The 26,028-nt window shown below is 74.6% G+C and carries 23 protein-coding genes; 14 read left to right on the plus strand and 9 right to left on the minus strand.

The window, feature by feature from the left end; all coding sequences use genetic code 11:
* Window positions 1–2: 2 nt before the first annotated feature.
* Window positions 3–527: a GNAT family N-acetyltransferase gene (locus IE124_RS06400; RefSeq protein ID WP_189505712.1), complete on the minus strand. Its 525-nt coding sequence runs from the start codon at window positions 525–527 to the stop codon at window positions 3–5.
* A gap of 211 nt (window positions 528–738) precedes the next feature.
* The gene (locus IE124_RS06405) at window positions 739–1,659 is read right to left on the minus strand and encodes a GlxA family transcriptional regulator (RefSeq protein ID WP_229832271.1); all 921 of its coding nucleotides are present in this window, start codon (window positions 1,657–1,659) and stop codon (window positions 739–741) included.
* Window positions 1,660–1,972: 313 nt separating this feature from the next.
* Here IE124_RS06405 and IE124_RS06410 point away from each other — a divergent pair, with 313 nt between their 5' ends.
* Window positions 1,973–3,376: an MFS transporter gene (locus tag IE124_RS06410; protein WP_229832219.1), complete on the plus strand. Its 1,404-nt coding sequence runs from the start codon at window positions 1,973–1,975 to the stop codon at window positions 3,374–3,376.
* Between the two features lie 153 nt (window positions 3,377–3,529).
* Here the strand turns inward: IE124_RS06410 and IE124_RS06415 are convergent, their stop codons facing one another.
* A complete protein-coding gene (locus tag IE124_RS06415; protein ID WP_189506399.1) occupies window positions 3,530–4,441 on the minus strand; it encodes an AraC family transcriptional regulator in 912 nt (303 codons plus the stop codon).
* Window positions 4,442–4,542: 101 nt separating this feature from the next.
* Here IE124_RS06415 and IE124_RS06420 point away from each other — a divergent pair, with 101 nt between their 5' ends.
* Entirely contained in the window at window positions 4,543–5,559 is a 1,017-nt protein-coding gene (locus IE124_RS06420; protein ID WP_189505717.1) for a zinc-dependent alcohol dehydrogenase family protein, read from the plus strand.
* A 3-nt stretch (window positions 5,560–5,562) separates the two neighbouring features.
* On the opposite strand, the gene IE124_RS06425 is transcribed toward IE124_RS06420, so the two are convergent.
* Entirely contained in the window at window positions 5,563–7,122 is a 1,560-nt protein-coding gene (locus tag IE124_RS06425) for an aldehyde dehydrogenase (NADP(+)) (protein WP_189505718.1), read from the minus strand.
* A 143-nt stretch (window positions 7,123–7,265) separates the two neighbouring features.
* Between IE124_RS06425 and IE124_RS06430 the strand changes: the two genes are divergently transcribed.
* Window positions 7,266–8,036 carry an IclR family transcriptional regulator gene (locus IE124_RS06430; RefSeq protein WP_189505719.1) on the plus strand — a complete coding sequence of 257 codons (771 nt, stop codon included), beginning with the start codon at window positions 7,266–7,268 and terminating at the stop codon, window positions 8,034–8,036.
* A gap of 64 nt (window positions 8,037–8,100) precedes the next feature.
* Here the strand turns inward: IE124_RS06430 and IE124_RS06435 are convergent, their stop codons facing one another.
* Window positions 8,101–8,598: a cupin domain-containing protein gene (locus IE124_RS06435; protein ID WP_189505720.1), complete on the minus strand. Its 498-nt coding sequence runs from the start codon at window positions 8,596–8,598 to the stop codon at window positions 8,101–8,103.
* A gap of 164 nt (window positions 8,599–8,762) precedes the next feature.
* Between IE124_RS06435 and IE124_RS06440 the strand changes: the two genes are divergently transcribed.
* The 3 genes from IE124_RS06440 to IE124_RS06450 are packed head-to-tail and all read left to right on the plus strand — an operon-like array spanning window position 8,763 to window position 11,643.
* Window positions 8,763–9,728: a hypothetical protein gene (locus IE124_RS06440; protein WP_189505721.1), complete on the plus strand. Its 966-nt coding sequence runs from the start codon at window positions 8,763–8,765 to the stop codon at window positions 9,726–9,728.
* Window positions 9,725–10,978, plus strand: a complete 1,254-nt coding sequence (locus IE124_RS06445; RefSeq protein WP_189505722.1) for a sensor histidine kinase — start codon at window positions 9,725–9,727, stop codon at window positions 10,976–10,978. The genes IE124_RS06440 and IE124_RS06445 overlap by 4 nt, the downstream gene beginning before the upstream one ends.
* 50 nt (window positions 10,979–11,028) lie before the next feature.
* Complete coding sequence (locus tag IE124_RS06450; protein WP_229832273.1) at window positions 11,029–11,643, plus strand: response regulator; 615 nt, start codon at window positions 11,029–11,031, stop codon at window positions 11,641–11,643.
* Between the two features lie 55 nt (window positions 11,644–11,698).
* Here IE124_RS06450 and IE124_RS06455 read toward each other — a convergent pair whose 3' ends face one another.
* Window positions 11,699–12,088, minus strand: a complete 390-nt coding sequence (locus IE124_RS06455) for a hypothetical protein (RefSeq protein ID WP_189505724.1) — start codon at window positions 12,086–12,088, stop codon at window positions 11,699–11,701.
* Window positions 12,089–12,188: 100 nt separating this feature from the next.
* Between IE124_RS06455 and IE124_RS06460 the strand changes: the two genes are divergently transcribed.
* From IE124_RS06460 to IE124_RS06490, 7 genes are all read left to right on the plus strand, one after another.
* Window positions 12,189–13,637 carry a peptidoglycan D,D-transpeptidase FtsI family protein gene (locus IE124_RS06460; protein WP_189505726.1) on the plus strand — a complete coding sequence of 483 codons (1,449 nt, stop codon included), beginning with the start codon at window positions 12,189–12,191 and terminating at the stop codon, window positions 13,635–13,637.
* Window positions 13,638–13,796: 159 nt separating this feature from the next.
* Window positions 13,797–14,183, plus strand: coding sequence for a hypothetical protein (locus IE124_RS06465; protein WP_189506402.1), 387 nt, complete (start codon window positions 13,797–13,799; stop codon window positions 14,181–14,183).
* A 49-nt stretch (window positions 14,184–14,232) separates the two neighbouring features.
* Entirely contained in the window at window positions 14,233–15,474 is a 1,242-nt protein-coding gene (locus tag IE124_RS06470; RefSeq protein WP_189505728.1) for an MFS transporter, read from the plus strand.
* Between the two features lie 20 nt (window positions 15,475–15,494).
* Window positions 15,495–17,561, plus strand: coding sequence for a SpoIIE family protein phosphatase (locus IE124_RS06475; protein WP_189505730.1), 2,067 nt, complete (start codon window positions 15,495–15,497; stop codon window positions 17,559–17,561).
* The gene (locus IE124_RS06480) at window positions 17,558–20,317 is read left to right on the plus strand and encodes a SpoIIE family protein phosphatase (RefSeq protein ID WP_189505732.1); all 2,760 of its coding nucleotides are present in this window, start codon (window positions 17,558–17,560) and stop codon (window positions 20,315–20,317) included. The genes IE124_RS06475 and IE124_RS06480 overlap by 4 nt, the downstream gene beginning before the upstream one ends.
* A gap of 145 nt (window positions 20,318–20,462) precedes the next feature.
* Complete coding sequence (locus IE124_RS06485) at window positions 20,463–20,687, plus strand: hypothetical protein (protein WP_189505733.1); 225 nt, start codon at window positions 20,463–20,465, stop codon at window positions 20,685–20,687.
* Window positions 20,688–20,761: 74 nt separating this feature from the next.
* Window positions 20,762–21,436, plus strand: coding sequence for a GntR family transcriptional regulator (locus IE124_RS06490; protein ID WP_189505734.1), 675 nt, complete (start codon window positions 20,762–20,764; stop codon window positions 21,434–21,436).
* Window positions 21,437–21,541: 105 nt separating this feature from the next.
* Here the strand turns inward: IE124_RS06490 and IE124_RS06495 are convergent, their stop codons facing one another.
* Window positions 21,542–22,723 (minus strand): hypothetical protein, encoded by a 1,182-nt coding sequence (locus IE124_RS06495; protein WP_189505735.1) that lies wholly within the window; start codon window positions 22,721–22,723, stop codon window positions 21,542–21,544.
* The gene (locus IE124_RS06500) at window positions 22,720–23,652 is read right to left on the minus strand and encodes a 5-dehydro-4-deoxyglucarate dehydratase (protein ID WP_189505736.1); all 933 of its coding nucleotides are present in this window, start codon (window positions 23,650–23,652) and stop codon (window positions 22,720–22,722) included. The genes IE124_RS06495 and IE124_RS06500 overlap by 4 nt, the downstream gene beginning before the upstream one ends.
* Before the next feature lie 249 nt (window positions 23,653–23,901).
* Between IE124_RS06500 and IE124_RS06505 the strand changes: the two genes are divergently transcribed.
* The gene (locus IE124_RS06505; RefSeq protein WP_189505737.1) at window positions 23,902–24,711 is read left to right on the plus strand and encodes an NAD-dependent epimerase/dehydratase family protein; all 810 of its coding nucleotides are present in this window, start codon (window positions 23,902–23,904) and stop codon (window positions 24,709–24,711) included.
* Between the two features lie 298 nt (window positions 24,712–25,009).
* On the opposite strand, the gene IE124_RS06510 is transcribed toward IE124_RS06505, so the two are convergent.
* Window positions 25,010–25,984: an AraC family transcriptional regulator gene (locus tag IE124_RS06510; RefSeq protein WP_189505738.1), complete on the minus strand. Its 975-nt coding sequence runs from the start codon at window positions 25,982–25,984 to the stop codon at window positions 25,010–25,012.
* Between the last annotated feature and the right edge of the window lie 44 nt (window positions 25,985–26,028).

The following is a 26,028-nucleotide window of genomic DNA, read 5'->3' on the forward strand; positions in this document are numbered from 1 at the left end:
GTTCATTCCGTTTCCGGCGCGAGTGTGAGGCGGAGCACGAGGTGGTTGCCGGAGCGCGGGGTTTCCGGGTGGGGAGTCCAGCCGTGGGCCGCGTAGAAGGCCTGCGCGCGCTCGTTCCTCTCGTAGACCTCCAGGGTGACGGTGGTCGCCCCGGCCGCGCGCCAGGCCTCGACGCAGGCCGCGTGGAGGGCGGCGCCGACGCCCCGGCGCCAGCGGGCGGGAGCCACGTGCAGCTGGCTGAGGAACATGACGCCGTCGCGCTCGCCGAAGGCGGCGATCCCGGCGATCCCGGTCCTTTCGCCGTCGTTGTCGTTGTCGCCGTCGCCGTCCGGCTGCGCGCAGAGCACGGCGCCGCGGTCGATCGCGCCCGCCCAGCCGGCCCGGGTGCGGGCCAGTTCCTCGGGGCCTGCGTAGGCGGACTCGGGGAGGTGGCCGCGGTAGTAGGTGGCCCGGGCCTCGGCGTGGAGGGCGGTGACGGCGTCGAGGTCGGCGGCTGTCGCGGGGCGGATCGTGAGCGTACGGATCATGAAGGTTCAGGACGCGGCGGCCGGCGGACCGGTTCCGGCCGGCTCGACTCCGGCCGACCCGGCTCCGGCCGACCCGGCTCCGGCCAACTCGACTCCGGCCGACCCGGCTCCGGCCAACTCGACTCCGGCCGACCCGGCTCCGGCCGGAACCGGTCCCCGGCGGGGCCTGATCGGCTCCGCCGCGGCGGTACGCAGACCGGCTACGGATCCGTCATTCGGCCCCTGCCGCGGACACCCGGCTGAAGGAGCTCCGGTACGCGCTCGGGGTGAGGCCGGTGCGGCGCAGCAGGTGCTGTCGCAGAGAGTCCCCCGTACCGAGGCCGCTCTCGCGGGCCACCCGCTCCATGCCGAGGGAGGTGGTCTCCAGAAGCTCCTTGGCCCGCTCGACGCGCTGGTGGAGCAGCCATTGGAGCGGGCTGACCCCGGTCTCCGCGTGGAAGCGGCGCGAGAGGGTGCGGACGGAGGTCCCGGCGTGCCGGGCGAGATCAGTAAGGGTGAGCGGCTCGTCGAGGCGTCCCATGGCCCACGCGCGCGTGTCGGCGAAGGAGATCCCGCGCTCGGGCGGCAGCGGGGTCTGGGTGAACTGGGTCTGGCCGCCGGGCCGTACGGGCGCGACGAGGGCGAGGCGGGCGACGGTGTTGGCGACGGCGGCGCCGTGGTCGGTGCGGATGACGTGGAGGCAGAGGTCGATGCCCGCCGCGTATCCGGAGGAGGTGAGGAGGGGACCGTCCTGGACGAAGAGGACGTCGTCCTGGAGGTCGACGGCCGGGTGCCACTCGGCGAGCAGCTCCCGGTACGCCCAGTACGTCGTCGCCGCCCTGCCGTCGAGCAGTCCGGCCTCGGCGAGCGCGAACGCGCCGGTGCAGATGGAGGCGATCCGCTTGCCCGCGGCGGCCGCGCGGCGCAGCGCGTCGAGGATGCGCGGGTCGGGGTGCGTGTACGAGCCGCTGCCCGCGAGGACCACGGTGTCGGCCGCGTCCACGGCGTCGAGGCCGTGCGGGACGAGCAGGTCGAGGCCGCCGGTGGTGGCGACGGGACCGGGGTCGGGGGCGCAGATGACCGTCTCGTACCCGGGCCGGCCGTCGAGCTCGACCTTGCCGAACAGCATCTCCGGGATGGCCAGGTTGAACATCGAGACGGGCGGGGCGGCGATCACGGCGACGCGCTGCACGGACGGGACGCGGGACGGGGCCGAGGTCCGGGCGGGGGCAGGCGCCGGGGCCTGGGCCGAGCTCGGGGTCCGGGCGGGGGCAGGCGCCGGGGCCGGGGACGGGGCCGAGGTCCGGGCGGGGGCAGGCGCCGGGGCCTGGGCCGAGGTCGGGGTCCGGGCGGGGGCAGGCGCCGGGGCCGGGGCCGGGGCCGGGGTGACGGTCATGGCCAGAACCTCCGGGCATATGGCATTCGGGCCACTACTCTACGTCCGCGCCGGTCACCAGAGTGGGGGGATGTCATCGCCCGAGCTCACCGCAGTCCCCGACGTCCGCCGCGGCACCCCCGGGGGGACCCCCTCCGCGCCATCGCTCTCCCCCTCCTCCCCCGCCCCGGCGCTCGCCGCCGCGACGCTAGGGTTCGCCCTCATCACCCTCGACACCTCGGTGGTCAACGTCGCCCTGCCCGCGATCGGCGCCGACCTGGGCACGGGCATGACCGGCCTCCAATGGGTGGTCGACGCCTACACACTGGTGTTCGCCGCGCTCCTGTTGTCCAGCGGCGCGCTCGCCGACCGGTTCGGGGCGGGCCGGGCGTACGGCGTCGGGGTCGTCGCCTTCACCCTCGCCTCGGCGGCCTGCGGCCTCGCCCCCGGTCTCGGCTCGCTGCTCGCGGCCCGCGCGGTGCAGGGCGCGGCGGCGGCCGTGATGCTGCCGGCCTCGCTCGCGCTGGTGCGCGAGGCCTACGGCGACCCGGCGCGGCGGGCCCGCGCGGTCTCGCTGTGGGCTGCGGGCGGGACGGTCGCGGTGGCGCTCGGTCCCGTCGTGGGCGGCGCCCTCACGACGGCCTGGAGCTGGCGCGGGATCTTCTTCGTCAATTTGCCGCTCGGGCTCCTGGCGCTGTCGCTGCTGACCCGGGTGCCGCGCTCGGAGCGGCGGCCCGCACCGCTCGACCTGCCGGGGCAGCTGACGGCGGCGACGGCGGTCGGCGCGCTGACCTTCGCGGCCATCGAGGGCGGTACGGAGGCCTGGTGGGCGCTGGGTGTCGCGGCCGTCTCCCTGACTGCCTTCCTGCTGATCGAGGCGCGGCGGCGCCATCCGATGGTGCCGCTGGGGCTGTTCCGGAACACGACGGTGGCGGTGGCGGTGACGGCGGGCGCCGCGAACAGCGTGGCCTTCTACGGGATGATCTTCGTCTTCAGTCTCTTCTTCCAGCAGGTGCTGGGCCTTTCGGCGCTGGGCGCGGGGCTGATGTTCCTGCCGATGACGGGGCTGCTCGCCGGGGTGAACCTCCTGTCGGCAAAGGCCGCCGCCCGGTACGGGGCGAGGCTGCCGATCGTGGTGGGCCAGGCGGTCGCGGTGGCCGGCCTGCTCGGCCTGCTCGTGGTGGACGCGGACACCCCACGGGTCGCGCAGGCCCTGCTCCTCGTCCCGCTCGCCCTGGGCGCGGGCTTCTCGCTGCCGCCGCTGATCGCCTCGATGATGGAGGCGGTACCGGCGGAGCGCGCGGGCACGGCGGCGGGTCTGCTCAACGCGATCCGGCAGACGGCGGGCGCGCTCGCCATCGCGGTCTTCGGCTCGCTGGCGGCCCGGGACACGGCCGGTATGGCGACGGCCCTGCGGACGAGCCTGCTGATCTGCGCGGGCCTGCTGGCCCTGACGACACTGGCCTCGCTGCGCCTGCCGGGCCGCCGGGCGTGAGGGACTCGGGGACCGAGGCTCGGGGACTGAGGGCCTGAGGACTCGGGGGCCTGAGGCTCGGGGTTTGAGGGATGGAGGCCCTCAGGCACCCGTAGGACCTCAGGCATCCGTAGGGCCTCAGGCATCCGCAGGGCCTCAGGCATCCGCAGGGCCTCAGGCGCCCTTGCGGTACTGCCCCGGCGCCACCCCGTACTCCCGCTTGAAGGCCTTGGCGAAGGCGAACTCCGAGGAGTAGCCGGCGCGTTGGGCCACCACGCGGAGAGGGAGGTCCTCCGAGCGCAGGAGGCGGCCCGCCGCCGTCATCCGCCACCAGGTGAGGTAGGCGAGCGGGGAGCGGCCGACCAGGGCGGTGAAGCGGCGCGCGAAGGGCGCGCGGGAGAGCCCGGTGAGGGCGCCGAGTTCCTCGACCGTCCACGGCCTCGCGGGGTCGGCGTGGAGGGCACGGAGGGCGGCGGCCACCGCCGGATCGCCGAGGGCCGCGGACCAGCCGGTGGACCGGTCGGGGCGTTCCGTCAGCCACCAGGTACGGAGCAGGTACAGGAGCAGGGTGTCGAGGAGGGCGGGGACGATGGCGTCGGATCCCGGCTGCGGCTCGGCGAGCTCGGCGCCGAGCAGGTCGACGGCGGCGCGCAGCCGCGGGTGGGCACCGACCCGGGCGGGGAGGTGGACGTACGGGGGCAGTTCGGTGAGGAGCGGGTGCGCGCGGGCCCGGCTGAGCTGGTAGGCGCCGCACAGCAGCAGCGTCTCGTCCGCACCGATCGGGCCCCGGTCGGGCGGGGTGGGCCAGGAGCCGTCGGAGGCGGGGAGGGCGTCGACGAGCGGTGTGTCGGGCCGGTCGGCGAGGCCGTGGCCGGTGCCGTGGGCGAGGAGGACGACGTCGCCGGCGCCGAGCCGGACGGGGTCGCCTTCCGGGGGCAGCAGCCAGGCGGTGCCCTGGAGGACCACGTGGAATCCGGCGCCCCGGCTCGGGGAGAAGCGGAAGCCCCAGGGCGCGAAGCGGACCGTGCGGGAGGAGTGGGGCCGTCCGGTGCGCATGACTGCGATGGCATCGCTCAGTACGTCCATCCCGGCACCGTACTGCCCGAACACGGTGGCGAGACGATCGGACATGTTCAGGATCCTGGGGGACATGGATCGTCTCGACGGTGCTGCCTACGGTCGATGTCATGACGACCAACACGGCAACAGGCAGGACGACCAGGGCGGTTCTCTTCCACGAGACCGGCGGACCCGAGGTGCTGACGGTGGAAGAGGTGACTCTGCCGGACCCCGGCCCCGGAGAGGTACTCGTACGGGTCGAGGCGATCGGACTCAACCGCGCCGAGGCGCTGTTCCGCGCGGGCACCTACTACTACCCGGCGACGCTGCCCGGTTCACGGCTCGGCTACGAGGCGGCGGGGGTGGTGGAGGCGGTCGGCGCGGGGGTCACCGCGTACGCCCCGGGCGACCCGGTGATGGCGGCGGCCAACTTCGACTTCGGGCGGTACGGGGTGTACGCGGAGCGGGTGGTGCTGCCGGAGGAGTACGTGGTGCCCCGGCCCGAGGGGGTGGACGCGGTGACGGCGGCCGCGGTCTGGCTGACGTGCTTCACCGCGTACGGCGGGATGGTGCTGACCGGCGGGCTGCGCGCCGGCGACCACGTGGTGATCACCGGGGCGTCGAGCGGGGTGGGGACGGCCGCGATCCAGACCGCGCTGCGGATCGGGGCGGTGCCGATCGCCACCACGCGCGGCGAGGAGAAGCGGAAGCGGCTGCTGGAGCTCGGTGCGGCACATGTGATCGCCACGGACTCCGAGGACCTGGTCGCGGAGGTGCGGCGGATCACCGGCGGGGCGGGCGCCGACCTGGCCTTCGACGCGATCGGCGGGCCCGGCTTCGCCCGGCTCGGCGACGCCCTGCGCCCCGGCGGCGCCGCCGTGCTCTACGGCTGGCTCGACCCGCGACCGGTCGAGCTGTCGGCCAACTGGCCGCTGACCACGCACACGTATGCCAACGGGGCCCTGGCCAGGACCGAGGAGGGGCGCCGCCGCGCGGCCGGCTTCATCGGCTCGGGCCTGCGCGACGGCTCCCTGGCGCCGGTGATCGCCGAGACCTTCCAGGGTCTGGAGCGGATCGCCGACGCCCACCGGCTGATGGAGTCGAACACGCACCTCGGGAAGATCGTGGTGCGGCTGGAGCACTGAGCGTCAGCGCCTCGGAACCCCCAGCGGATTGCCGTCGCGGAGCTCCGGCGGGAGGAGGTGGTCGGGGGTCGACTGGTAGGTCACCGGGCGCAGCCACCGCTCGATCGCGGTCGCGCCGACCGAGGTGGAGGTGGAGGTGGTGGCCGGGTAGGGGCCGCCGTGGTGCTGGGCGGCGGCGACGGCGACGCCGGTGGGCCAGCCGTTGACGAGGACGCGGCCCGCGAGCGGGGTGAGTTCGGCGAGGAGCGGGGCCGCGGCCCCGTCCTCCTCCGCGATGTGCAGGGTGGCGGTGAGGTTGCCCGGCAGCCGGCCGAGGACGGCGGTGACCTCCTCGCGGGAGGAGTAGCGGGCGACGACGGTGACCGGTCCGAAGCACTCCTCCAGGAGGAGGGCGTGGTCGCCTCCGTTCCCACCCCCGGTCCCACCCTCGCCTCCGCTTCCGCTTCCGCCTCCGCTTCCGCTTCCGCTTCCGGTGAGCCGGTCGGCGTCGACGGCGAGGACGCCGGCGCTGACCGTGTGCTCGCCGCCCGCGCCCGGGGTGACGGGGGTCCGCACCCCGTCGAGGGCGCCGCGCTCGGCGACCCCGGCGACGAAGGCGTCCCGCATGCGGTGGTCGAGCATCACGGCCGGTTCGGTCTCGCTGACCCCGGCGGTGAGCGCGGCGAGGAAGCGGTCGCCCGCCTCGCCCTGGGGCGCCAGGACGAATCCGGGTTTGGTGCAGAACTGGCCGGCGCCCAGGGTCATGGAGGCGGCCAGGCCGGCCCCGAGCTCCTGGGCGCGCTCCTCGGCTGCGGCCGGGGTGATCACCACCGGGTTGAGGGAGCCGAGTTCGCCGTGGAAGGGGATGGGGACGGGCCGGGCGGCGGCGGCGTCGAAGAGCGCCCGTCCGCCGCGTACCGAACCGGTGAAGCCCGCCGCCGCGACGAGCGGGTGGCGGACGAGCTCGACTCCCGCGTCGAAGCCGTGGACGAGGACGACGACGTCCTCGGGGAGGCCTTCCTTGGCGGCGGCCCGGCGCAGCAGCGAGGCGCAGAGTTCGGAGGTGGCCGGGTGGTCGGGGTGGGCCTTGACCACGACGGGGCAGCCGGCCGCGAGGGCGCTCGCGGTGTCGCCGCCGGGGACGGAGAAGGCGAGCGGGAAGTTGCTGGCGGCGTAGACGGCGACGACGCCGAGGGGGATCTTCCAGCGGCGCATGTCGGAGCGGGGCGGGGTGGCGCCCGGGTCGGGGAGGTCGATCCGGACGTCGAGGAAGGAGCCCTCCGTGACGACCTCGGCGAAGCTCCGCAACTGGGCGGTGGTGCGGGCGAGTTCGCCGCTGAGGCGGACGGGCCCGAGGGCCGTCTCGGCGTCGGCGGCCTCGATGACGTGCTCGCGCGCCGCGTCGAGGAGGTCGGCCGCGGTACGGAGGAAGGCGGCCCGCACCGCGCGGTCGGCGAGCGCGGCCCGGGAGCCGTGCGCGGCCCTGACCGCGTGGTCGACCTCCTCCGCTGTGGCCTCCACCGCAACCTGCTCGCGCGGCTTCCCCGTCCGGGGGTCCACACTCCACACTGGTTCTGCCGCCACCGCCACGCCCCTGTTCGCTATTCTGAACAGCGTTCTCGTAGATGAACGCGTCTGCGAGGGACTCTATTGACGGCCGGACCGTCTCCACAAGGGGCCGGGGCGGCCACCGGGACGACCGGACAACGGAAAAAGGGGCGAGGGTCATGGCGACTGCCGACGCGGGTGGGGCACAGGTGAAGTCCGCGGTGCGGACCGTGGAGCTGCTGGAGTACTTCGCCGGGCGCCCCGGCATGCACTCGCTCGCCGCCGTCCAAGAGGCCGTCGGCTACCCCAAGTCCAGCCTGTACATGCTGCTGCGCACCCTGGTCGAGCTGGGCTGGGTGGAGACGGACGCCACCGGCACGCGGTACGGCATCGGCGTGCGGGCGCTGCTCGTCGGCACCTCGTACATCGACGGCGACGAGGTCGTGGCCGCCGCCCGGCCGACACTGGACCGGCTCTCCGACGACACCACGGAGACCATCCACCTCGCGCGGCTCGACGGCATCAACGTGGTCTATCTGGCGACCCGCCAGTCCCAGCACTACCTGCGGCCGTTCACCCGGGTGGGGCGCCGGCTGCCCGCGCACTCGACCTCGCTCGGCAAGGCGCTGCTCGCCACCCACACCGACGAGCAGGTGCGCAAGCTGCTCCCGGAGACGCTGCCGGCGCTGACCGAGCACACGATCACCGACCGCGAGCAACTCATCGAGGAGCTGCACGTCATCCGCGAGCAGGGCTTCTCGGTGGACCGCGAGGAGAACACGCTCGGGCTGCGCTGCTTCGGCATCGCGATCCCCTACCGGACCCCGGCGCGGGACGCGATCAGCTGCTCGGTGCCGGTGGCTCGGCTCACCCCGGCCCATGAGCAGATGATCAAGGACGCGCTCTTCGACGCGCGGGACCGGCTGACGCTGGCGACGCGCCGCCTCTGAGCACCCGCCGCTTTCGCGCACCCACCGCTTTCGCGTGCCCGCCGCTTTCGCGTGCCCGCCGCTTTCAGCCCCGCTCGGCCAGGGCCGCCTGCCACACCGGGCTGTCCACGTAGTGGTTGTCGTACTGCTCCGAGGACGCCTTGATCTCCTCGAAGCTCGCCTCGCCGCGCATGACCCGGCCGAGCAGGCGCAGGTAGTCGAAGCGGGCCATGCCGGGCGTGAAGGCGAAGAGTACGTCGGCCTCGGCGCCGGGTGCCGCCGCGAAGGCGTGCGGGGTGTGCGGCGGGACGAGGAGGAAGTCACCCTCCTCCAGGACGGCCAGCTCCTCGCCGACGAGGACCTGGAGCGAGCCGCCGAGGACGAAGAACATCTCCGAGGCCTTGGTGTGGAAGTGCGCCGGGGCGCCGACCGCGCCCTTCGCGAACGAGGAGCGGTAGCTGGTGAGCTGCCCGCCGGTCGTGTCGGAGTCGGCGAGGAGCGTCATCACGCTGCTCGGGTCTGCGGTGGTCTCGGCGGTGGCGGCACGGGTCAGGAGCGGGGCGAAGGTCGCGATCTCGTTCATGATCACAACTTTAGTGGGCCATTGACCACAGCTAAGGGGTCAATTGATCATCAGAATCATGGGTCAATTTCGCGCCCGGTAGGAGGGCCCCTCCCCCGCGCGGCGGAGACGGTTCAGCACACGGCAGGACGTGGCGCCCATGCCCCGCACGGGAGCGTGGAGCCATGACACCGACCGGGTACCGACCCTCCCTCCTCCGCCGCGTGCTGCGCGTCCTCGCGATCGTCGCCTGCCTCCCGTACATCTCGCTCAAGATCGTCTGGGTGGCGGGTGGCGAGCTCGGCATCCCGGCCGGGAGCGAGCTCCTGGAGCACCCGACGCTGCTCGCGGTCGCCAACTCGATCTCGGTCCTCGCCGACGCCGCCGTCGTCGTCCTCGCCCTGCTGCTCACCCAGAAGTGGGGCCTGCGGGTGCGGGCCTGGCTGCTCGCCTTCCCCATGTGGGCGGCGACCGGACTCCTCACCCCGATCATGGCCGGGTATCCGGCGCAGCTCGCGGTCGCGCTGTTCAGCGGCGACGAGCGGGTCGCCGCCCCCCGCGAACCCTTCCTGGACGACTGGGTCTTCGCCGTCGTCTACGGCGGTTTCATCCTCCAGGGCCTCGCCCTCGGCAGCCTCTTCGTCCTGTACGCACGGGACCGCTGGGGCCACGTCTGGCGCGGCCGGCTCGGCGAGTTGTCCGCCGGCACCTCGGGGCCCGGCACACGGGCCCTCGCCCTCGCCGGCGCGGTGGTCGCGCTCCTTCCCGCGACAGTCCAGCTGATCTGGCTCTCCGGCTCGACCAGGGGCCTCTCCCCCCGGCGTGCGGCCGAGCGGGACCCCGACTTCTACGTCCTGAGCGCCGTGCACCTCGCCTTCCTCGTCGCCGCCGTCGTCTTCACGCTCCTCCTCGTCCTGCGCCGGCCCGCGCGGCTGGGCGTACGGCCCGTCCTCGCCCTCGCCTGGGTGTCCACCGGGGCGATGGGCTGCTGGGGCGCCTACATGTCGCTCGTCGCGCTCCAGCCCGAGAGCGATGTCGCCAAGCAGGTCCCGGCGCTCGCACAGCTGTCCTACGCTGGCCAGATGATCACCGGGTTCCTGCTGGCCGCGTGCGTGGCCGTCTTCCTGCGGCGGCGGAGCGCCGAGGCGTGAGGCGGTGCGCGGTCGCCCTCTTCGGGCAGCGGGCCAGGCTGCGCTGGCTCCATCTGGTCCTGGGCGGCGCGCTGTTCATGCCGTACTGGCTGGTCGGCACCATCGTCATGGCCTTCCTCCTCGACTCCCCGGGGGGCCTCTTCGGGGGCAGCCTCGCCGTGCAGTTCGGGGCGTACGCGGTCGGGCTGCCGCTCGCCGCGGTCACCGCGCTGTTCCCGTTGGCCCGGCCCATGTCGGTGGCTGTGGCGCGGTCGCTGTGCGGGGTCCCGGCGGACCGGTTCGCCGACGGCCCGGCCCGCGGCCGCGAGGCGAAGGCCCGGACCGCCGGCTGGTTCACGCTGCATGTGGGTGTCGGCGCGCTGGTCAGCGGAGCGTCCCTGGCCCTGCCGCCGTTCGCGGTGTCGCTGGCGGCGCTGCCGTTCTCCCCGGCGCTGCGGGAGTCGGAGCTCGGCCGGTTCTGGGGGCTCGACCGGCCCTGGCTTCTCTGGGCGGCGCTCCCCGCGGGGGTGCTCATGCTGCTCGCGCTCGCCGCCACCGCCGCCGCGACGGGGGCGCTGCTCGCCCGGCTGGCGCCCCGGCTGCTCGGGCCGAGCCCCGCGGACCGGCTCGCGGCAGCCGAGCGGCGCGCGGCGGAGGCGGAGTCGCGCAACCGGCTCGCCCGCGAGCTGCACGACTCGGTCGGCCACGCCCTCAGCGCCGTCACCCTCCAGGCGGGCGCGGCCCGCCGGGTCCTCGACACGGGCGACGCGGCCGACCTGGAGTTCGTCCGGGAGGCGCTGACCGCGATCGAGGAGACCACCCGGCGCACGGTCGGGGAGCTGGACTGGGTCCTCGGCCTGCTGCGGCGAGACAGTAACGGGGCTGCGGTCGAGGAGGGAGTGGGCCCGGGGCTGGACGCCCTGGAGGCCCTCGTGCGCGGCGCCGGACCGCGGGTGGCGCTGACGGTGGACGGGGCGCTCGATCCCGTACCGGAGGCGCTGTCCCGGGAGGCGTACCGGATCGTCCAGGAAGGGCTGACGAACGCGGCCCGGCACGCGGGCGGCACGCCCGTCACCGTACGGCTCGACGCCCGTACCGAGGAGTTGGAGATCACGATGGAGAACCCCCTGCCCGAGCGGCCCCCGGTCGCCCGTCCGGACGGCGGGCGCGGCCTGCTCGGGGTCGGCGAGCGGGCCCGGCTGCTCGGCGGCACCGCCGAGGCCGGCCCGGTGGACGGCGTGTGGCGCCTCGCGGTGAGGATCCCCCGGTGAGCGCGGCGAACGCCTCCGTGACCAGGGTCGTCCTCGCCGACGACGAGCGGATGGTGCGGACGGCCCTGCGGGTCATCCTGGACGCGGAGCCCGATCTGGAGGTCGTCGGCGAGGCCTCGACGGGCGCCGAGGCGGTGTCGGTGGTGCGGGCGGCGCGGCCGGACGTCGTGCTGATGGACGTGCGGATGCCGGAGATCGACGGGATCCGGGCCACCGAGCAGATCCTCGCGGGGATGGCGGAGCCGCCCCGGATCGTGGTCGTGACGACCTTCGAGAACGACTCCTACGTGTACGACGCGCTGCGCGTCGGCGCGGCCGGTTTCCTGCTGAAGCGGGCGGCGGCGGAGGAACTGGTGAGCGCGGTCCGCCTGGTCGCCCGGAGCGACTCGCTGCTCTACCCGGCGGCGGTACGGGGCCTGGCGGCCGAGCACGCCCGGCGCACGCCGGCGGCGGCGCCCTGGGTGGCGCGTCTGACCGAGCGGGAGGCGGAGGTGCTGCGGCACGTGGCGACGGGCCTGACGAACGCCGAGGTCGCCGAGCGGATCGGCGTCGGCCCCGCGACGGTCAAGTCGCACGTGGCGGCGCTCCTCGCGAAGCTGGGCGCCCGGGATCGCACGCAGGCGGTGATCCTGGCGTACGAGTCGGGGTTCGTGCGGGCAGGGTGAGGGCGGGACCGCGGGCGGGCCGAGGACGGAAGCGCGCGGGCATCAGGCCGGCGCGTCAGCTCCGGCCGAAGAGTCGTCGCCCCTTGGCGGGCGGCGCGACCTCCTCCTGGAGCGTGGCCGTGTAGGGCTGGACGTGGACCTGCTCGGCGGTGGTGACCTTGCACAGCACCGGCGAGCCGCCGCCCCGCACCTCCATGAGCCACGAGCCGTCGGCGACCCGGAACACCCGTCGGCCTGCGGTGGCCCCCGACGGCAGGTACACCTCGGCGGGCACGTGCTCCATGGCCAGCTTCCGCGCCAGCTCGTCGGCGGCGGCCCGGCCGCCCGTCTTGACCAGGTGGCGCTGGGTGAGCTGCCAGCGGTGGTCGTCACGGCCCACGCAGGTCTCCTCCTCGACCAGGACGGCCCACGCCACGTACTCCTCGGGTACCGCGTCTTCGATCATGCCCGCACTGTAGGGGCGCCCTCCGCCGGCATGAAGGTTCCCTGAGAATCCGGACACATCCGGAACGGTCGCCACCGGCCCGTTCGTCCCCCTTGGTGCGATGAACAAGACGATCAGGCACACGTCGGTCTTCGTCCTCGTCCTGGTGCTCGCCCTCCTGGGCCGGGCCACCTGGGTGCAGGCGTACGAAGGCAAGGCGCTGGCGGACGACTCGAAGAACCGGCGGAAGACCATCGCGCAGTACGCGCAGCCGCTGGGCAACATCGTCGTGGCCGGTTCGCCGGTCACCGGCTCGAAGAAGACGGAGGGAGGCGATCTCGCGTACAAGCGCACCTACACGGACGGCGAGCTGTACGCGGCGGTCACGGGCTACAGCTCGCAGGCGTACGGCGCCACGCAGCTGGAGGGCATCTACGACGACGTCCTCGACGGCACCGACGACCGGCTGAAGAACCCGGTGGACGCGGTGACCCGCGCACAGCAGAAGCCCGGCACGGTCGTCACCACGATCGACCCGGACGTGCAGAAGGCCGCCTACGAGGCCCTCGGGAACAAGAAGGGCGCGGCCGTGGCGGTCGACCCGGCCACCGGCCGGGTCCTGGCCATGGTGTCCACCCCCTCGTACGACCCGTCGAAGATCGCCGGGACGACGGACGGTGCCGCCTGGCAGGAGCTGATGGCCGACGAGGACAAGCCGCTGGTCAACCGCGCCCTGCGCCAGCCGCTCCCGCCCGGCTCCACCTTCAAGCTGGTCGTCGCGGCGGCGGCCCTGGAGAACGGCCTGTACGGCTCGGTGGACACGGCGACGGAGAGCCCCGACCCGTACACCCTGCCGAACACCCGGACCGTGCTGAAGAACGAGAACGCCTCCGCGCCCTGTGAGAACGCCACGATCCGTACCGCGCTCCAGTACTCCTGCAACAACGTCTTCGCCAAGATGGCCGCAGACCTGGGGCAGGACAAGGTGAAGGCGATGGCGGAGAAGTTCGGCTTCAACCACGCCGAGCTCGACGTCCCGGTCCGCGCCTACGCGAGCGTCTACCCCTCGGGCATGGACGCGGCGCAGACGGCGCTCACCGGCATCGGGCAGTTCGACGTGACGGCCACCCCGCTCCAGATGGCCATGGTGTCGGCCGCGATCGCCAACGACGGCCTCCTGGCCGCCCCGCACATGGTCTCGGAGGTCGTCGACTCCGACGGCGACGCCCTCACCTCCTTCGACGACGGGGACACCACGCGGATCGTCTCCTCCTCGACGGCGGAGCAGCTGCGGAGCGCGATGCGGACGGTGGTGGACAAGGGCACCGGCACCAACGCGGCGGTCGCCGGGGCCGAGGTCGGCGGCAAGACGGGCACGGCCCAGCACGGCGAGAACAACAGCAAGACGCCGTACGCCTGGTTCACCTCCTATGCGAAGGACCCCTCGACCGGGAAGCAGGTCGCCGTCGCGGTGATGATCGAGGACTCGGGCGCGGCCCGCTCCGAGGTCAGCGGCAACGGCCTGGCGGCCCCGGTGGCGCAGAAGATGATGGCCGCGGCGCTGAAGTGACGTGAAGGGGGGTCCGATTGGCTCCGGGCCCCCGTCGCACGATATGCAAGGTCACGCTCGCCCGTCCGAGCACGCATTCGAACGCCATCGAGTCGCTGACCCTGCTTCCCCTCGCGGAGGACCGCCGTGCGCCTGCCCCGTTCCCTGTCCGGCTGGACCATGGCGGTCTTCGGCGTGCTCGCCGCCGCGCTCGGCGTGGTGGGCCTGGTCGCCCCGGACGCCCTGCTCACGGTCATGGGCTTCGCCCCGGTGCCCGAGGGCGAGCGGGCGGACGGCGACCACACCCTGGTCTTCCTCACCGCCTCCTCGATGGCCGCGCTCAACATGGGCGTCTACTACGTCCTGGCCGCGCTCGCCGACTGGAAGCCCTTCTTCCGCTGGACGGTCCCCTTCCGGCTCCTCACCTGCGCGGTCTTCACCCTCGCCGTCGTCACGGGCCGCGCCCCGGCCGGCTTCCTCGGCGTGGGCCTGTGGGAGGGGCTCGGGGCCGTGGTGACGGGCGCGGCGCTGCGGTACGAGAAGCGGGGCGCCGCAGCGGCGGAATAGGGCAGGCGCCCGATCCTTCAGGGCCTCCTCAGAGACCAGGCTGCGGGTCATGCGTTGGTATCTGACAGGCGTCGTCGTGTCCGGGTTCGGTACGACGGCCATGTGGCTGGTCTCGGGGATCTGGGTCAAGTCCCTGACGGGTTCGGACAGCCTGGCGGCGCTCGCCGCCTTCGCCCTGTGGGCGCCGGTCCTGCTCGGGCCGCTGCTCGGCACGCTCGCCGACCGGGTGCGGCGGCGGCCGCTGCTCGTCGTCCTGAACGCGGCGATGGCGCTCCTGCTGCCCGTTCTCCTGTGGGTGGAGTCGGCGGACCGGGTGTGGCTGCTGTTCGCCGTGCTCGTGCTGTACGGGGCCCAGGGCGCCGTCCACGAGGCCGCCGAGCAGGCGCTCGCCGCGACGACGCTCGACGCGGGCCGGCTCGGCACCTTCAACGGGCTCCGGATGACCGCGAACGAGTCGATGAAGCTCGTCGCGCCGCTCGTGGCGGCCGGACTCTTCGCCCGGTACGGAGGCGGCCCGGTCGCCCTCCTCGACGCGGCGAGCTTCGCTCTCGCGGCGGTCCTCTTCGCGCTGATGCCGGTCCGCGAGGAGCGCCACGCGCGGTCCGGGCGCCGGAAGTGGTGGCGGGAGACGGCCGAGGGCGTACGGCTGCTGCGGGCCTCGCCGGTGCTGCGGCCGCTGCTGGCGACGGGCGGCTTCACGATGCTGCTCGCGGGGGTCAACGGGGCCGCGATCTACGCCGTGGTGGACAGCGGGCTCGGGCGCTCCCCCGCGTACGCCGGTGTGCTGTACGCGGTCCAGGGCGCCGGCTCGGTCCTCGCGGGCCTGCTCGCCGGGCCGCTGCTGCGCCGCGTCCCGGAGCGGGCGCTGGCCGCCGTCGGTCTCGGGCTGTTCGCGGTGGCGGTGGGCGTGCGGGCGCTGCCGTACGGGGCGACGGCGCTCGCGGCGAGCGCGGTGATCGGGCTGGGGATGCCGTGGGTGCTCGTCGCCGTCATGACGGCGGTCCAGCGGGAGGCCCCGGCGGAGGCGGCGGGCCGGCTGACGGCGACCGCGAACACCCTGGTCTTCGCCCCGAACGCGCTGTCCATCGCGTTCGGTGCCGGGCTGGTCGCGGTGCTCGACGTCCGGATCCTCCTGCCGGTCCTCGCGCTCGCCGGAACGGCCTGGGCCGCCGGCCTCGCGGTGCGGGGCCGGCGCGACACCGGAGAGGGCCGGGGCGGCTGCCGCGGCCGGACGGACGGGCTCGCGGTGCGGGGTGGGCAGGGGGCGGGGAGCATGGAGGGAGGCGCATAGGGCGGCGGGAGGAGGGCAGGGTGACGGCCGGTTCCTTCCCGGAGACGGCGGGGCGGGCGAGTGTGCCGTTCGATGCCAAGGGGCTCCTCGACGTGCTCGGGGTCGCGGCCATCGTCATCGACGCGCGCGGCCGGGTCGTGCTGTGGAGCCCGCAGGCGGAGACCCTCTTCGGCTACCGCGCGGACGAGGCCCTCGGCAGGTACATCGCCCGGCTGATCGTCGGCGCCGAGCACCGCGAGGAGGCGCTGCGCCTCTTCGGCGAGGTGCTGCGCGGCGGCGCGACCTGGGCGGGCACCTTCCCCGTACGGCACAAGGACGGCAGCACCCGCGAGGTGGAGTTCCGGAACATGCGGCTCACCGACGACCTCGGGGGTCTGTACGCCCTGGGGATCGCCGCCGACCGCGCCGTCGTCGAGCGCGTGGAGACCGGCCTCGCCCTCTCCGACCGGCTCGTCTCCCAGTCGCCGATAGGTCTCGCCGTCCTCGACACCGACCTGCGGTACGTCCTCGTGAACCCGGCCCTGGAGCGGATCAACGGCGTCCCGGCCGAGCTGCACATCGGGCACCGGATCGCCGACATGCTGCCGCGGGTCGACGCGGCGGCGCTGGAGGCGGCGCTGCGCGAGGTCCTCGCCACGGGCCGCCCGCTGCTCGACCACCCGACGACGGGACGGACCCCGGCGGACCCCGAGCACGAGCACGCCTGGTCGGTGTCCCTCTACCGCCTGGACGGGCCCGAGGGCCAGGTCCTGGGGGTCGCGGTCTCGGTGATCGACGTGACCGCGCGGCAGGACGCCGACGCGGAGGCGGACCGGTCCCGGCGGCGGCTCGCGCTCGTCGCGGACGCCTCGGCGCGGGTCGGCACCACCCTGGAGGTGGACCGCACGGCGGACGAACTCGCCGGGGTCGTGGTGCCGGAGCTCGCGGACATCGCGGCCGTCGACGTCCTCGACTCCGTCCTGGCGCTGCGCAGGCCCGGGGCGCCCGAGGCGGGCCCCGAGCTGTTCCGCGCGCTCGCGGTGAAGTCCTCGGGGCCGACAGAGGCGCTGCCGGCCGCGGACCCGCCCGGGGCGGTGGCGATGTACGGGGCGGACCGGCTGGTCACCCGCTGTGTGCACACGGGGCTGCCGGTCCTCGTCGAGCACGTCGGGCCCGGCGACCTGCCCCGGATCGCCCGGAGCCCGGAGGCGGCGGAGCAGCTCCGGCGGGCCGGGGTGCACTCGTACCTGGCGGTGCCGCTGATCGCGCGCGGGGAGGTGCTCGGCGCGCTCGACCTCAAGCGCGACCGCAATCCGCTGCCTTTCGACGGCGACGACGTGCTGCTCGCGACGGAGCTCGCCGCCCGCGCCGCGGTCAGCATCGACAACGCCCGCTGGTACCAGAGCGTGCGGAACTCGGCGGTGACGCTCCAGCGCAGCCTGCTGCCCGGTACGCCGCCGGAGCGCGCGGGCCTGGAGGTCGCCTCCCGCTACCAGCCCGCGCAGGCGTCGAGCGAGGTCGGCGGCGACTGGTACGACGTGATCCCGCTGCCCGACGACAAGACGGCGCTCGTCGTCGGGGACGTGATGGGCAGCGGGATCGACGCGGCGGCGACGATGGGGCGGCTGCGGACGGCCACCTGCGCGTTCGCGGACCTCGACCTGTCGCCGGCGCAGGTTCTGCGGCACCTGGACCGGATCACGGCGGGCCTGGAGCACTACATCGCCACCTGCCTCTTCGCGGTGCACGACCCACGCCTGGGCCGGTGCCGGATCGCGAACGCGGGCCATCTGCCGCCCGTGCGGATCCCGGCGGACGGCCCGGCCGAGCTGGTGCGGCTCTCGACGGGGGTGCCGCTGGGGGTGGGCGGCGGCACCTTCCGGACGGCCCGGATCCCCTTCCGCCCCGGGGACGTCCTCGTGCTCTACACGGACGGTCTCGTCGAGACCCGTGACGCGGCGATCGACGACCGGCTCGCGGTGCTCGTGGGGCTGCTCGACGGGGCCCGCGGGCCGCTGGAGGAGACCTGCGACATGCTGCTCAAGGCGCTGCGGCGGCCGGGCGCACCGGACGACGTGGCGCTGCTCGTCGCGCGGAGCACGGCATGAACGCGCGGGCGGCCCGGACGCCCCGGGACGGCGGGACGGGGCTGCGGAGCGTCGCGGGCCAGGTCTTCGCCCTGGAGGCGCTGATCGCGCTCCTGGTGATCGCGGCGGCGGTCTTCGTCATCTTCCACCAGGCACAGCGCGACACCGAGCGGGACGCCCGGATCCGGTCGCTCTCGGTCGCGGAGGCCTTCGCGCACGCCCCGGGCCTCGACGAGGCACTGACCTCGCCGGATCCGACGGCGGAGCTCCAGGCCAGGGCGGAGGCCACCCGCCTGGCGACGGGCGTCGACTTCATCGCGGTCCTGAGCCCGGCCGGGGTGCGGTACACGGACTCGCAGCCCGAGCTCATCGGCGTCAAGGCCACCGGGGACCTCACCCGCGCGACGGTCGACGGCGAGTCCTTCACCGAGCTCTTCCGGGGCGCGCCGAACGACGCGGTGCGGGCCGTGGTCCCGGTGGTGGACGAGCAGGGCAAGGTCGTCGGCATGGTCAGCAGCGGCATCGAGGTGCAGAGCATCACGGACGCGCTGCAGGGGCGGCTGCCGCTGCTCGTCGGCGCGGCGGTCGGAGCGCTGGCGCTCGCCGTGGGCGGGGCGGGTCTGGTGAGCCGGCGGCTGCGGCGGCAGACGCACGGCCTCGGGCCCGCCGAGATGACCCGGATGAAGGAGCACCACGAGGCGGTCCTGCACGCCGTGCGCGAAGGAGTGCTGATCGTGGGCCCCGACCACCGGCTGCTGCTCGCCAACGACGAGGCGCGCCGGCTGCTCGGTCTCTCCGCGGACGCGGAGCGGCGGCACGTCTCGGAGCTCGGCCTCGACCCCCGTACGGTCGAGCTCCTCACCTCGGGGCGGGCGGCCACCGACGAGGTGCACCGGGCGGGCGACCGGCTGCTCGCGGTGAGCGTGCGCCCCACGCTCACCGCCGGCACCGAGTCCGGGAGCGTCATGACGATGCGGGACACCACCGAGCTGGCCGCCGTGACCGGCCGGGCGGCGGTGGCCCGCGGCCGGCTCCAGCTGCTGTACGAGGCGGGGGTGCGGATCGGGACGACGCTGGAGGTCGTGCGCACCGCGGAGGAGCTGGCGGAGGTGGCGGTGCCGCGGTTCGCGGACTTCGCGACGGTGGAACTCCTCGAACCCGTGCTGCGCGGGGAGGAGCCCCCGGGCGACGCGGCCGCGATGACGGAGATGCGGCGGACGGCGCTGAGCGGGCTGCGGCCGGACCAGCCGCTCCAGCCGGTCGGCGACACCATCCACTTCGACGTGACCGGTGCCCCGATGGCGGTCGCGCTGGACGCCGGGCACGCGGTGGTTCAGCCCGGGCTGGCCGCGGCGGAGGCCTGGCGGGCGCAGGATCCCGAGGGGGCCGCGCGGGCCCTCGCGTACGGGATGCACTCGCTGCTCACGGTGCCGCTGCTCGCGCGCGGGGTCGTCCTCGGGATGGCGAACTTCTGGCGGGCGGACACCCCGGAGCCGTTCGGGGACGAGGACCTGTCCTTCGCGGAGGAGCTGGCGGCGCGGGCGGCGGTGGCGATCGACAACGCGCGCCGGTTCACGCGGGAGCACGCCATGGCGGTGACGCTCCAGCGGAGCCTGCTGCCGAGGGTGCTGCCGGACCAGAGCGCGGTGGAAGTGGCGTACCGCTACCTCCCGGCGAAGGCGGGGGTGGGCGGCGACTGGTTCGACGTGATCCCGCTGCCGGGGGCGCGGGTGGCGCTGGTGGTGGGCGACGTGGTGGGGCACGGGCTGCACGCGGCGGCCACGATGGGGCGGCTGCGGACGGCCGTGCACAACTTCTCGACGCTCGACGTGCCCCCGGACGAGCTCCTGGGTCATCTCGACGAGCTGACGGGCCGGATCGACCACCGCGAGACGGAGGGCCCGGACGCCGAGGGGCGGCGGCGGGAAGAGGGCATCACGGGCGCGACCTGCCTGTACGCGATCTACGACCCGGCTTCCGGTCGGTGCACGGTGGCGAGCGCGGGGCACCCGGGACCGGCGCTCGTCGGCCCGGACGGACAGGTGGAGTTCCCGGAACTGGCGCCGGGGCTGCCGCTGGGGCTCGGACTGGGAGACGTGCCCTTCGAGACGACGGAGCTGCGACTGCCGGAGGGCAGCAAGCTGGTGCTCTTCACGGACGGGCTCCTGGAGGACCGGGGGCGGGACCTGGACACGGGGCTCACGCTGCTGGGGTCCACGCTCGCGCGCCCGGACCGGAGCCCGGAGCAGACCTGCGCGGACGTCCTGGCGACGCTGCTCTCGCCCTCGCCGCGCGACGACATCGCGCTGCTCGTGGCGCGGACCCGGCTGCTCGACCGGGAACGGATCGCGGAGTGGGAGGTGGTGCGGGACCCGTCGGCGGTCTCGCCCGTGCGGAACGCGGCGGCGGCGAAGCTCTCGGAGTGGGGGCTCGACGGGCTCGCCTTCACGGCGGAGCTGATCCTCAGCGAGCTGATCACGAACGCGGTGCGGTACGGCGCCGACCCGGTCCGGGTGCGGCTGCTCCACGACCGCACGCTGATCTGCGAGGTCTCGGACGGCAGCAGCACCTCCCCGCACCTGCGGCACGCGACGACGACCGACGAGGGCGGACGCGGGCTGTACCTGGTGGCGCAGTACGCGGAGCGCTGGGGCACACGGTACGGCCGGCGCGGCAAGACGATCTGGGCCGAGCTGCGAACGGACGACACGGACGCGGAGCCGATGGCGGCGACGGTGGTGCCGGACCTGGACGCGCTGGAGGACCTGGCCTGGTGAGGGGCGGGCCCGATGCCCGCCGAGCGCTCCGCGGTATACCAGGACTCGCGGTATACCAGCAGTCGCGATGGGCGACGCCGCCGCGTCGGCGCCTTACGGCTGCCACCACCGGCCGAGCCCACCATCGAAGCCCCGAGGAGCCCCCGTGACCACCCCGCCCCAGCCGACCGGCACCGCGACCGTGTTCCACGACGTACGGCTGCCCTCCGGGGGCCCGGCCCGTGAGCTGATCGCCGTGGCCGGCCTGCTCGTGGACGAGGTGCCGCAGGGCGCAGTCGTCGAGCGGGTCGACGGGGGCGGCCGACCGGCCCGCCGCGACCTGGTGGTCCGCGGGGGCCGGGTGGTGGCGAGGGACGGCCGCCTGGTCTGACGGCGAGGGCGGTGCGCCCATCTGCGAAGATCGGGCGACGGCAGCCCCGACCCCGCCGGACTGGAGTCCTCCCCATGACCGCCCCTCGCCCCGACGCCCGTACGTCCCTGCGGGAGCAGGTGTATGTGCAGCTGCGCGAGCGGATCATCGAGGCGGAGTACCCGGCGGGGACGCGGCTCGTGGAGCGGGAGATCGCGGACGAGCTGCGGGTCTCCCGGGTGCCGGTGCGGGAGGCGATGCAGCGGCTGGAGTCGGAGGGTTTTCTCGCCGTGCAGCCGCGCCGGGGTGCGGTGGTGACGGAGTTCGGCCCGGAGGACGCCGCGCACCTCTTCGCCGTACGGGAGAACCTGGAGGGCCTGGCCGCGCGCCTCGCCGCCCGGCACGCGAGCCCCGAGGCCCTGCGCGAGCTGGAGGAGCTCCTCACCCGGGCGCGGCGGGCGGCGGAGTCCGGACGTCTCCGCGAGGCCGTCTCGTTCAACGCCGACTTCCACCGGGCCGTCGTCGAACTCTCCGGCAACCCCCTCCTGATGGACCTGATGGCCCCGCTCGACTCCCGGCTGCGCCGGCTCTTCCGGCTCACCTCGGAGCAGTCGGACGGCGAGCCGATGTGCGGGGCCCACGAGCAGCTCTACGAGGCCGTCCGCGACCGCGACGAGGACGGCGCGGAGTCCCTGGCCCGCGCGCACGTCGCGGCCACCCGCACCTCGGCGCTGCGCGTACTCAAGGACCGCTGGAACCAGGCTGGTTGACCCGTCCGGCCAGGGCGCGCGGATGCCGCGCCGGCCGACGGGCGACCGCTCCTCGCCGCCCGCGCGGAGCGGCCCCAGGGCCCGTCCGACCTTTCCCGCCGGGTCCTAGGGGGTGTCTTGTCGATCATGCCGGGCTGATCGACAAGACATCCCCTGGCCGAGCTTCCGCAGGGCCGCCCGGACCGCGGCCAGGTCCGTGTCCGAGGCCAGTCCCGCGTGGTAGAGCCGCAGTTCGGTCGCGCCTTCGTCGCGGGCCCGTTCGGCGTCGTGGGCCAGGTGGTCCGGGGCGCCGCCCATGCCGCTGACGACGGAGAGGTTGGCGGCGACGACCGTGCCGGGGCCGGCGTGGGCAGCGAAGGCGGCGACCTTCGGGAGGCGGGCGACCACGCCGTCCGCGAGGGCGAGGACGTGTGCCGGGTCCGTGCCGGCGTCGGCGCCGCAGCGGTACGGGTCCGGGTCGGCGTGCAGCAGGACGCGGAAGCCGGGCGGGGCTGCGGCCCGAACGGCGGCCACGGCGGCTTCCTGGAAGGAGCGGGCGGTGCCGGCGCGCCAGGCCAGGACGGGGGCCTCCAGGTCGCCGAGGCCGAGCGCCGGGCCGGAGCCGGCCCAGACGGGGGCGAGGGCCCGGCGGACGGAGGCGGCCAGTTCGTCGGGGTCGGCGCCGCCGTTCCCGTACCCCTCACGGCAGGAGGGGCAGAAGCAGAGGGACATCAGGTACTGCTCGCGGTCGCCCAGCGGGACCCCGGACGTCTTGTCGTGGGCGTGCAGATGGGCGAGGCCGTACCAGCCGCAGGACTCCAGCTCGGTGCCGGCCGCTCCGGGGCGTACGGCCGCCTCGGCCGCCAGGTCGACGAGCAGGGCGCGGACGTCGGGGCGGGCGATACAGGGCGCCCAGGGGTAGCGGTCGCCGTAGGCGTTGACGACGGAGGTCTCGGGGTGCTCGGCGCCGAGCCGGTAGTTGTGGGCGAGGACGACCCAGCTGTGCACGTCGAGTCCGGTGCCGGCGAGCGCCTCGGCGGCCCGGCCGAAGGAGTCGCCGGACGCCCAGTCCCCCGCCGGGTACGGACGGAGCGCGCGGCCCGCCCAGCGGTCCGGGTCCGGCAGGTAGAGCACGGCGGCGTGCTCGGCGGTGACGATCCGGTGGGCCGGGTGGCGGGGGCTCAGCGCCCTGGTGGAGTGGTAGGCGGCGGCGAGCGTGACCTGCGCGGCGCCCAGCTCCGCGAGGAGTCCGGGCGCGGCGGGGTCACCGTCGACGTCCCAGGGGTAGAGGAAGGCTGCCGCTCTCACGCCCCGGCCTCCTTCAGGAGGGCCCGGCCGTGCTCGATGAGCCGGGCGAGTTCCGCGAGGTGTTCGGGGGCGGGCTCGCTCAGCGGCGGCCGTACGCCTCCGACGTCGAGACCCTCCATCCGTACCGCCGCCTTGACGAGCGAGACGGCGTATCCCCGGCCCTGGGCGCGGAGTTCGACGAGCGGCCGGTAGAAGCCGTCGACGAGCAGGTCCACCGTCGCGTCGTCGCCGGTGGTGAGGGCCCGGTGGAAGGCGAGCGCGAGGTCGGGGGCGAAGCAGAACACGGCGGAGGAGTAGAGGGTGACGCCGATGCCCCGGTAGGCGGCGCCGGTGAGTTCGGCGGTCGGCAGGCCGTTGAAGTAGAGCAGGTCGAGGCCCTCGGAGCGGACGGCGCTGACGATGCGCTGCATGAGGTCGAGGTCGCCGAGGCCGTCCTTGAGGCCGATGACGCCGTCGGTGCGGGCCAGGGCGACGGCGGTCTCGGGGGTGAGGATCGCGTTGTCCCGCTGGTAGACGATGACGTCGAGCGAGGTGGCGGCGGCGAGTTCGGTGTAGTGGCGGAGCAGTCCGGCCTGGTCGGCGACGACCAGGTACGGGGGCATGGCGAGGAGTCCGTCGGCACCGGCCTCTTCGGCGAGCCGCGCGTACTGGACCGCGAGCGCCGTGCCGTAGCCGGCTCCGGCGACGACGGGGACGCGGCCCGCGGCCTCCTCGACGGCGGCGGCGACGCAGACGCGGAACTCCTCCGGGGTGAGGGCGTGGAACTCGCCCGTGCCGCAGCAGGCGAAGACGGCCGCGGCACCCGCGTCGACGCCCGCGCGGACGTGGGCGCGGAAGGCGTCGAGGTCGAGGGAGCCGTCCGGCCCGAAGGCGGTGACGGGGAAGAAGAGCAGGCCGTCGAGCCGGCCGGCGAGCGGGGCAGTGGTCACGGGCGCTCCCAGGAGTCCGTCGCGTACAGCCGGCCCTCTGCACAGTCGTGCACAGTTCTGACTGTCATCCATATTCTTGAACACCGACGTGCTGCACGCTAGAACAGCCCGGAAGGGCCGGTCAAGAGGAGAACACGTCGCATCACGGAGTCTTGACGCTCCGTCGGACCGCTCCCTAGCGTGTCCACGGTTGTGAACAGAAACCATCTGTATGGCGCCCGCCGCCACTCGACGGAGGAGAACCACTCCATGTCCGCACCCCGCACCGTCCTCCTCACCGGCGCCGCCGGCGGCGTCGGCACGCTGATGCGGGAGCTGCTGCCCCCGTACGGCTACGAGCTCCGCCTCCTGGATGTCGTCCCCGTGCAGGGGGCCCCGGACGCGATCGTCGCCGACCTCGCGGACCGCACGGCGCTGCGCGAGGCGGTCCGGGGCGTCGACGCGGTCGTCCACCTGGCGGGGATCTCCCTGGAGGCCGACTTCGAGAAGATCATGGCCGCGAACATCGCCGGGACGTACAACCTCTACGAGGCCGCCCGCGAGGAGGGCGTCCGGCGGGTCGTCCTCGCCTCCAGCAACCACGCCGTCGGCTTCACCCGCCGCCCGCACGAGGGCGAGCCGCTCGTCCCGGTGGACACCCCGCACCGCCCCGACACCTTCTACGGCCTCTCCAAGTGCTTCGGCGAGGACCTGGCCCAGCTCTACTGGGACCTGCACGGCGTCGAGACGGTCTCCGTGCGCATCGGCTCCTGCTTCCCCGAACCCACGTCCGTGCGGATGCTCTCGATGTGGCTCAGCCCCGCGGACTGCGCCCGCCTCCTGCACGCCTCGCTCACCGCCGGGTCCGTGGGCCACACCGTGGTGTACGGCTCCTCGGCCAACACCCGTGCGTGGTGGGACCTCTCGACGGCCCGGGCCCTCGGCTTCGATCCGCAGGACGACTCGGAGCCGTATGCGGAGAAGCTCATCGCCGACAAGGGGCTCCCCGCGGAGGGCAGTGCCGACGACCTCTACGTGGGCGGCCACTTCTGCGTGAACCCGCCGCGCTGGCCGCACTGACGGGGAGGGGGACGTACGCAGGACCCGGCCGGACTTGAACGGGGGAGCCGGCCGGGGCCCGGGTCACGGGTCGCGCGCTGGCAGACCGGACGTGTCCACGGTAAGCGCGTACGAAGATCATCGCGAGCCGTTGAACGCGGCCCCTGTCCGGATTGCGCGGCGCGCTCACGCGGCGCCCCGCACGCCCCTCACCTGCGGGCCTTCACCCGGACGCCCAGGCCATTCGGACACCGGGCCGCCCGCACGCCCGATCACCCGGACGCCCGATCACTCGGACGCCCGCACGCCCGGACGCCGGTCAGTCGCCCGCCCGCAAGGTCAGGGACGGGGACTCGCCGTACTTCTCGCGGTAGCGCGCAGCGAAACGGCCCTGGTGGGCGAAGCCCCAGCGCCAGGCCACCTCGCTCACGGTCACCTCGTCCGGCGCGGCCGCCCGCAGCTCCTCGCGGACCCGGTCGAGACGGACCTCCCGCACGTACGCCATCGGGGACATCCCCACGTACTCCCGGAAGGACTCCTGGAGGCGGCGCACGCTCACCCGGGCCAGGGCCGCGAGTTCGGTGGTCGTGAAGGGGTGCTCCGGGCGCTCCCGCACCGCGTCCATCACCCGTTTGACCGGGGCCGGGCGGCGCGCCTCCCCCGGGTGGGCGAGCGCCTCGCGCCAGGGGTGCTCGGCGGCCAGGAGCAGCCCGTTGAGCAGCGCCTCCTGGAGCGGCCGCGCAACCAGCTCGTGGTGCGCGAGCCCCTCCCCCGCGAGCGCCTCGTAGGCGACCTGGCGGGCGAAGCGGACCCAGCTGAGACCGGGGCCGCGCGAGATGTCCAGGCGGGGCGCGAAGGTGAGCGGGCCGCTCACCGGGCGGCCGAGGAGGCGCTCCAGGCGGTCGCGCAGCTCGGCCGCGCCGATCTTCACGGAGAGGGTCCGGCAGTCCCCGCTCCAGCGGTCGAGGAAGGTGTCGCCCGCCGGGTCGAGGAGCAGGGCCTCGGTGGCCGTCGCGACGATCCCGGTACGGCTGCCCTGGCGCATCTCCATCCGGCCGCTGAGCGGGGCGTTCAGGTGGTAGGCGCCGAGCTCCCCGAAGCTCATCCGCACGTCGGTCCCGCAGCTCAGGTCGCCGATGACCAGCGGACCGAGGGCGACGGTGTCGAAGCGCGCCGCGAAGGGCCTCTGCCGGTCGACCACGTCCATGCGGTTCGCGTAGTAGCGCGCGTCGAGCTCCTCGCGCGCCTCGTCGACGTCCTCCGTGCGGAACGAACTCCCGCCCACTGTCCCCATGGATCGAAAGAATATTCATATGACGGATCTGACCGGGAACGGCA

The sequence above is a fragment of the Streptomyces narbonensis genome, assembly GCF_014649015.1.
Classification (GTDB): Bacteria; Actinomycetota; Actinomycetes; order Streptomycetales; family Streptomycetaceae; genus Streptomyces; species Streptomyces narbonensis.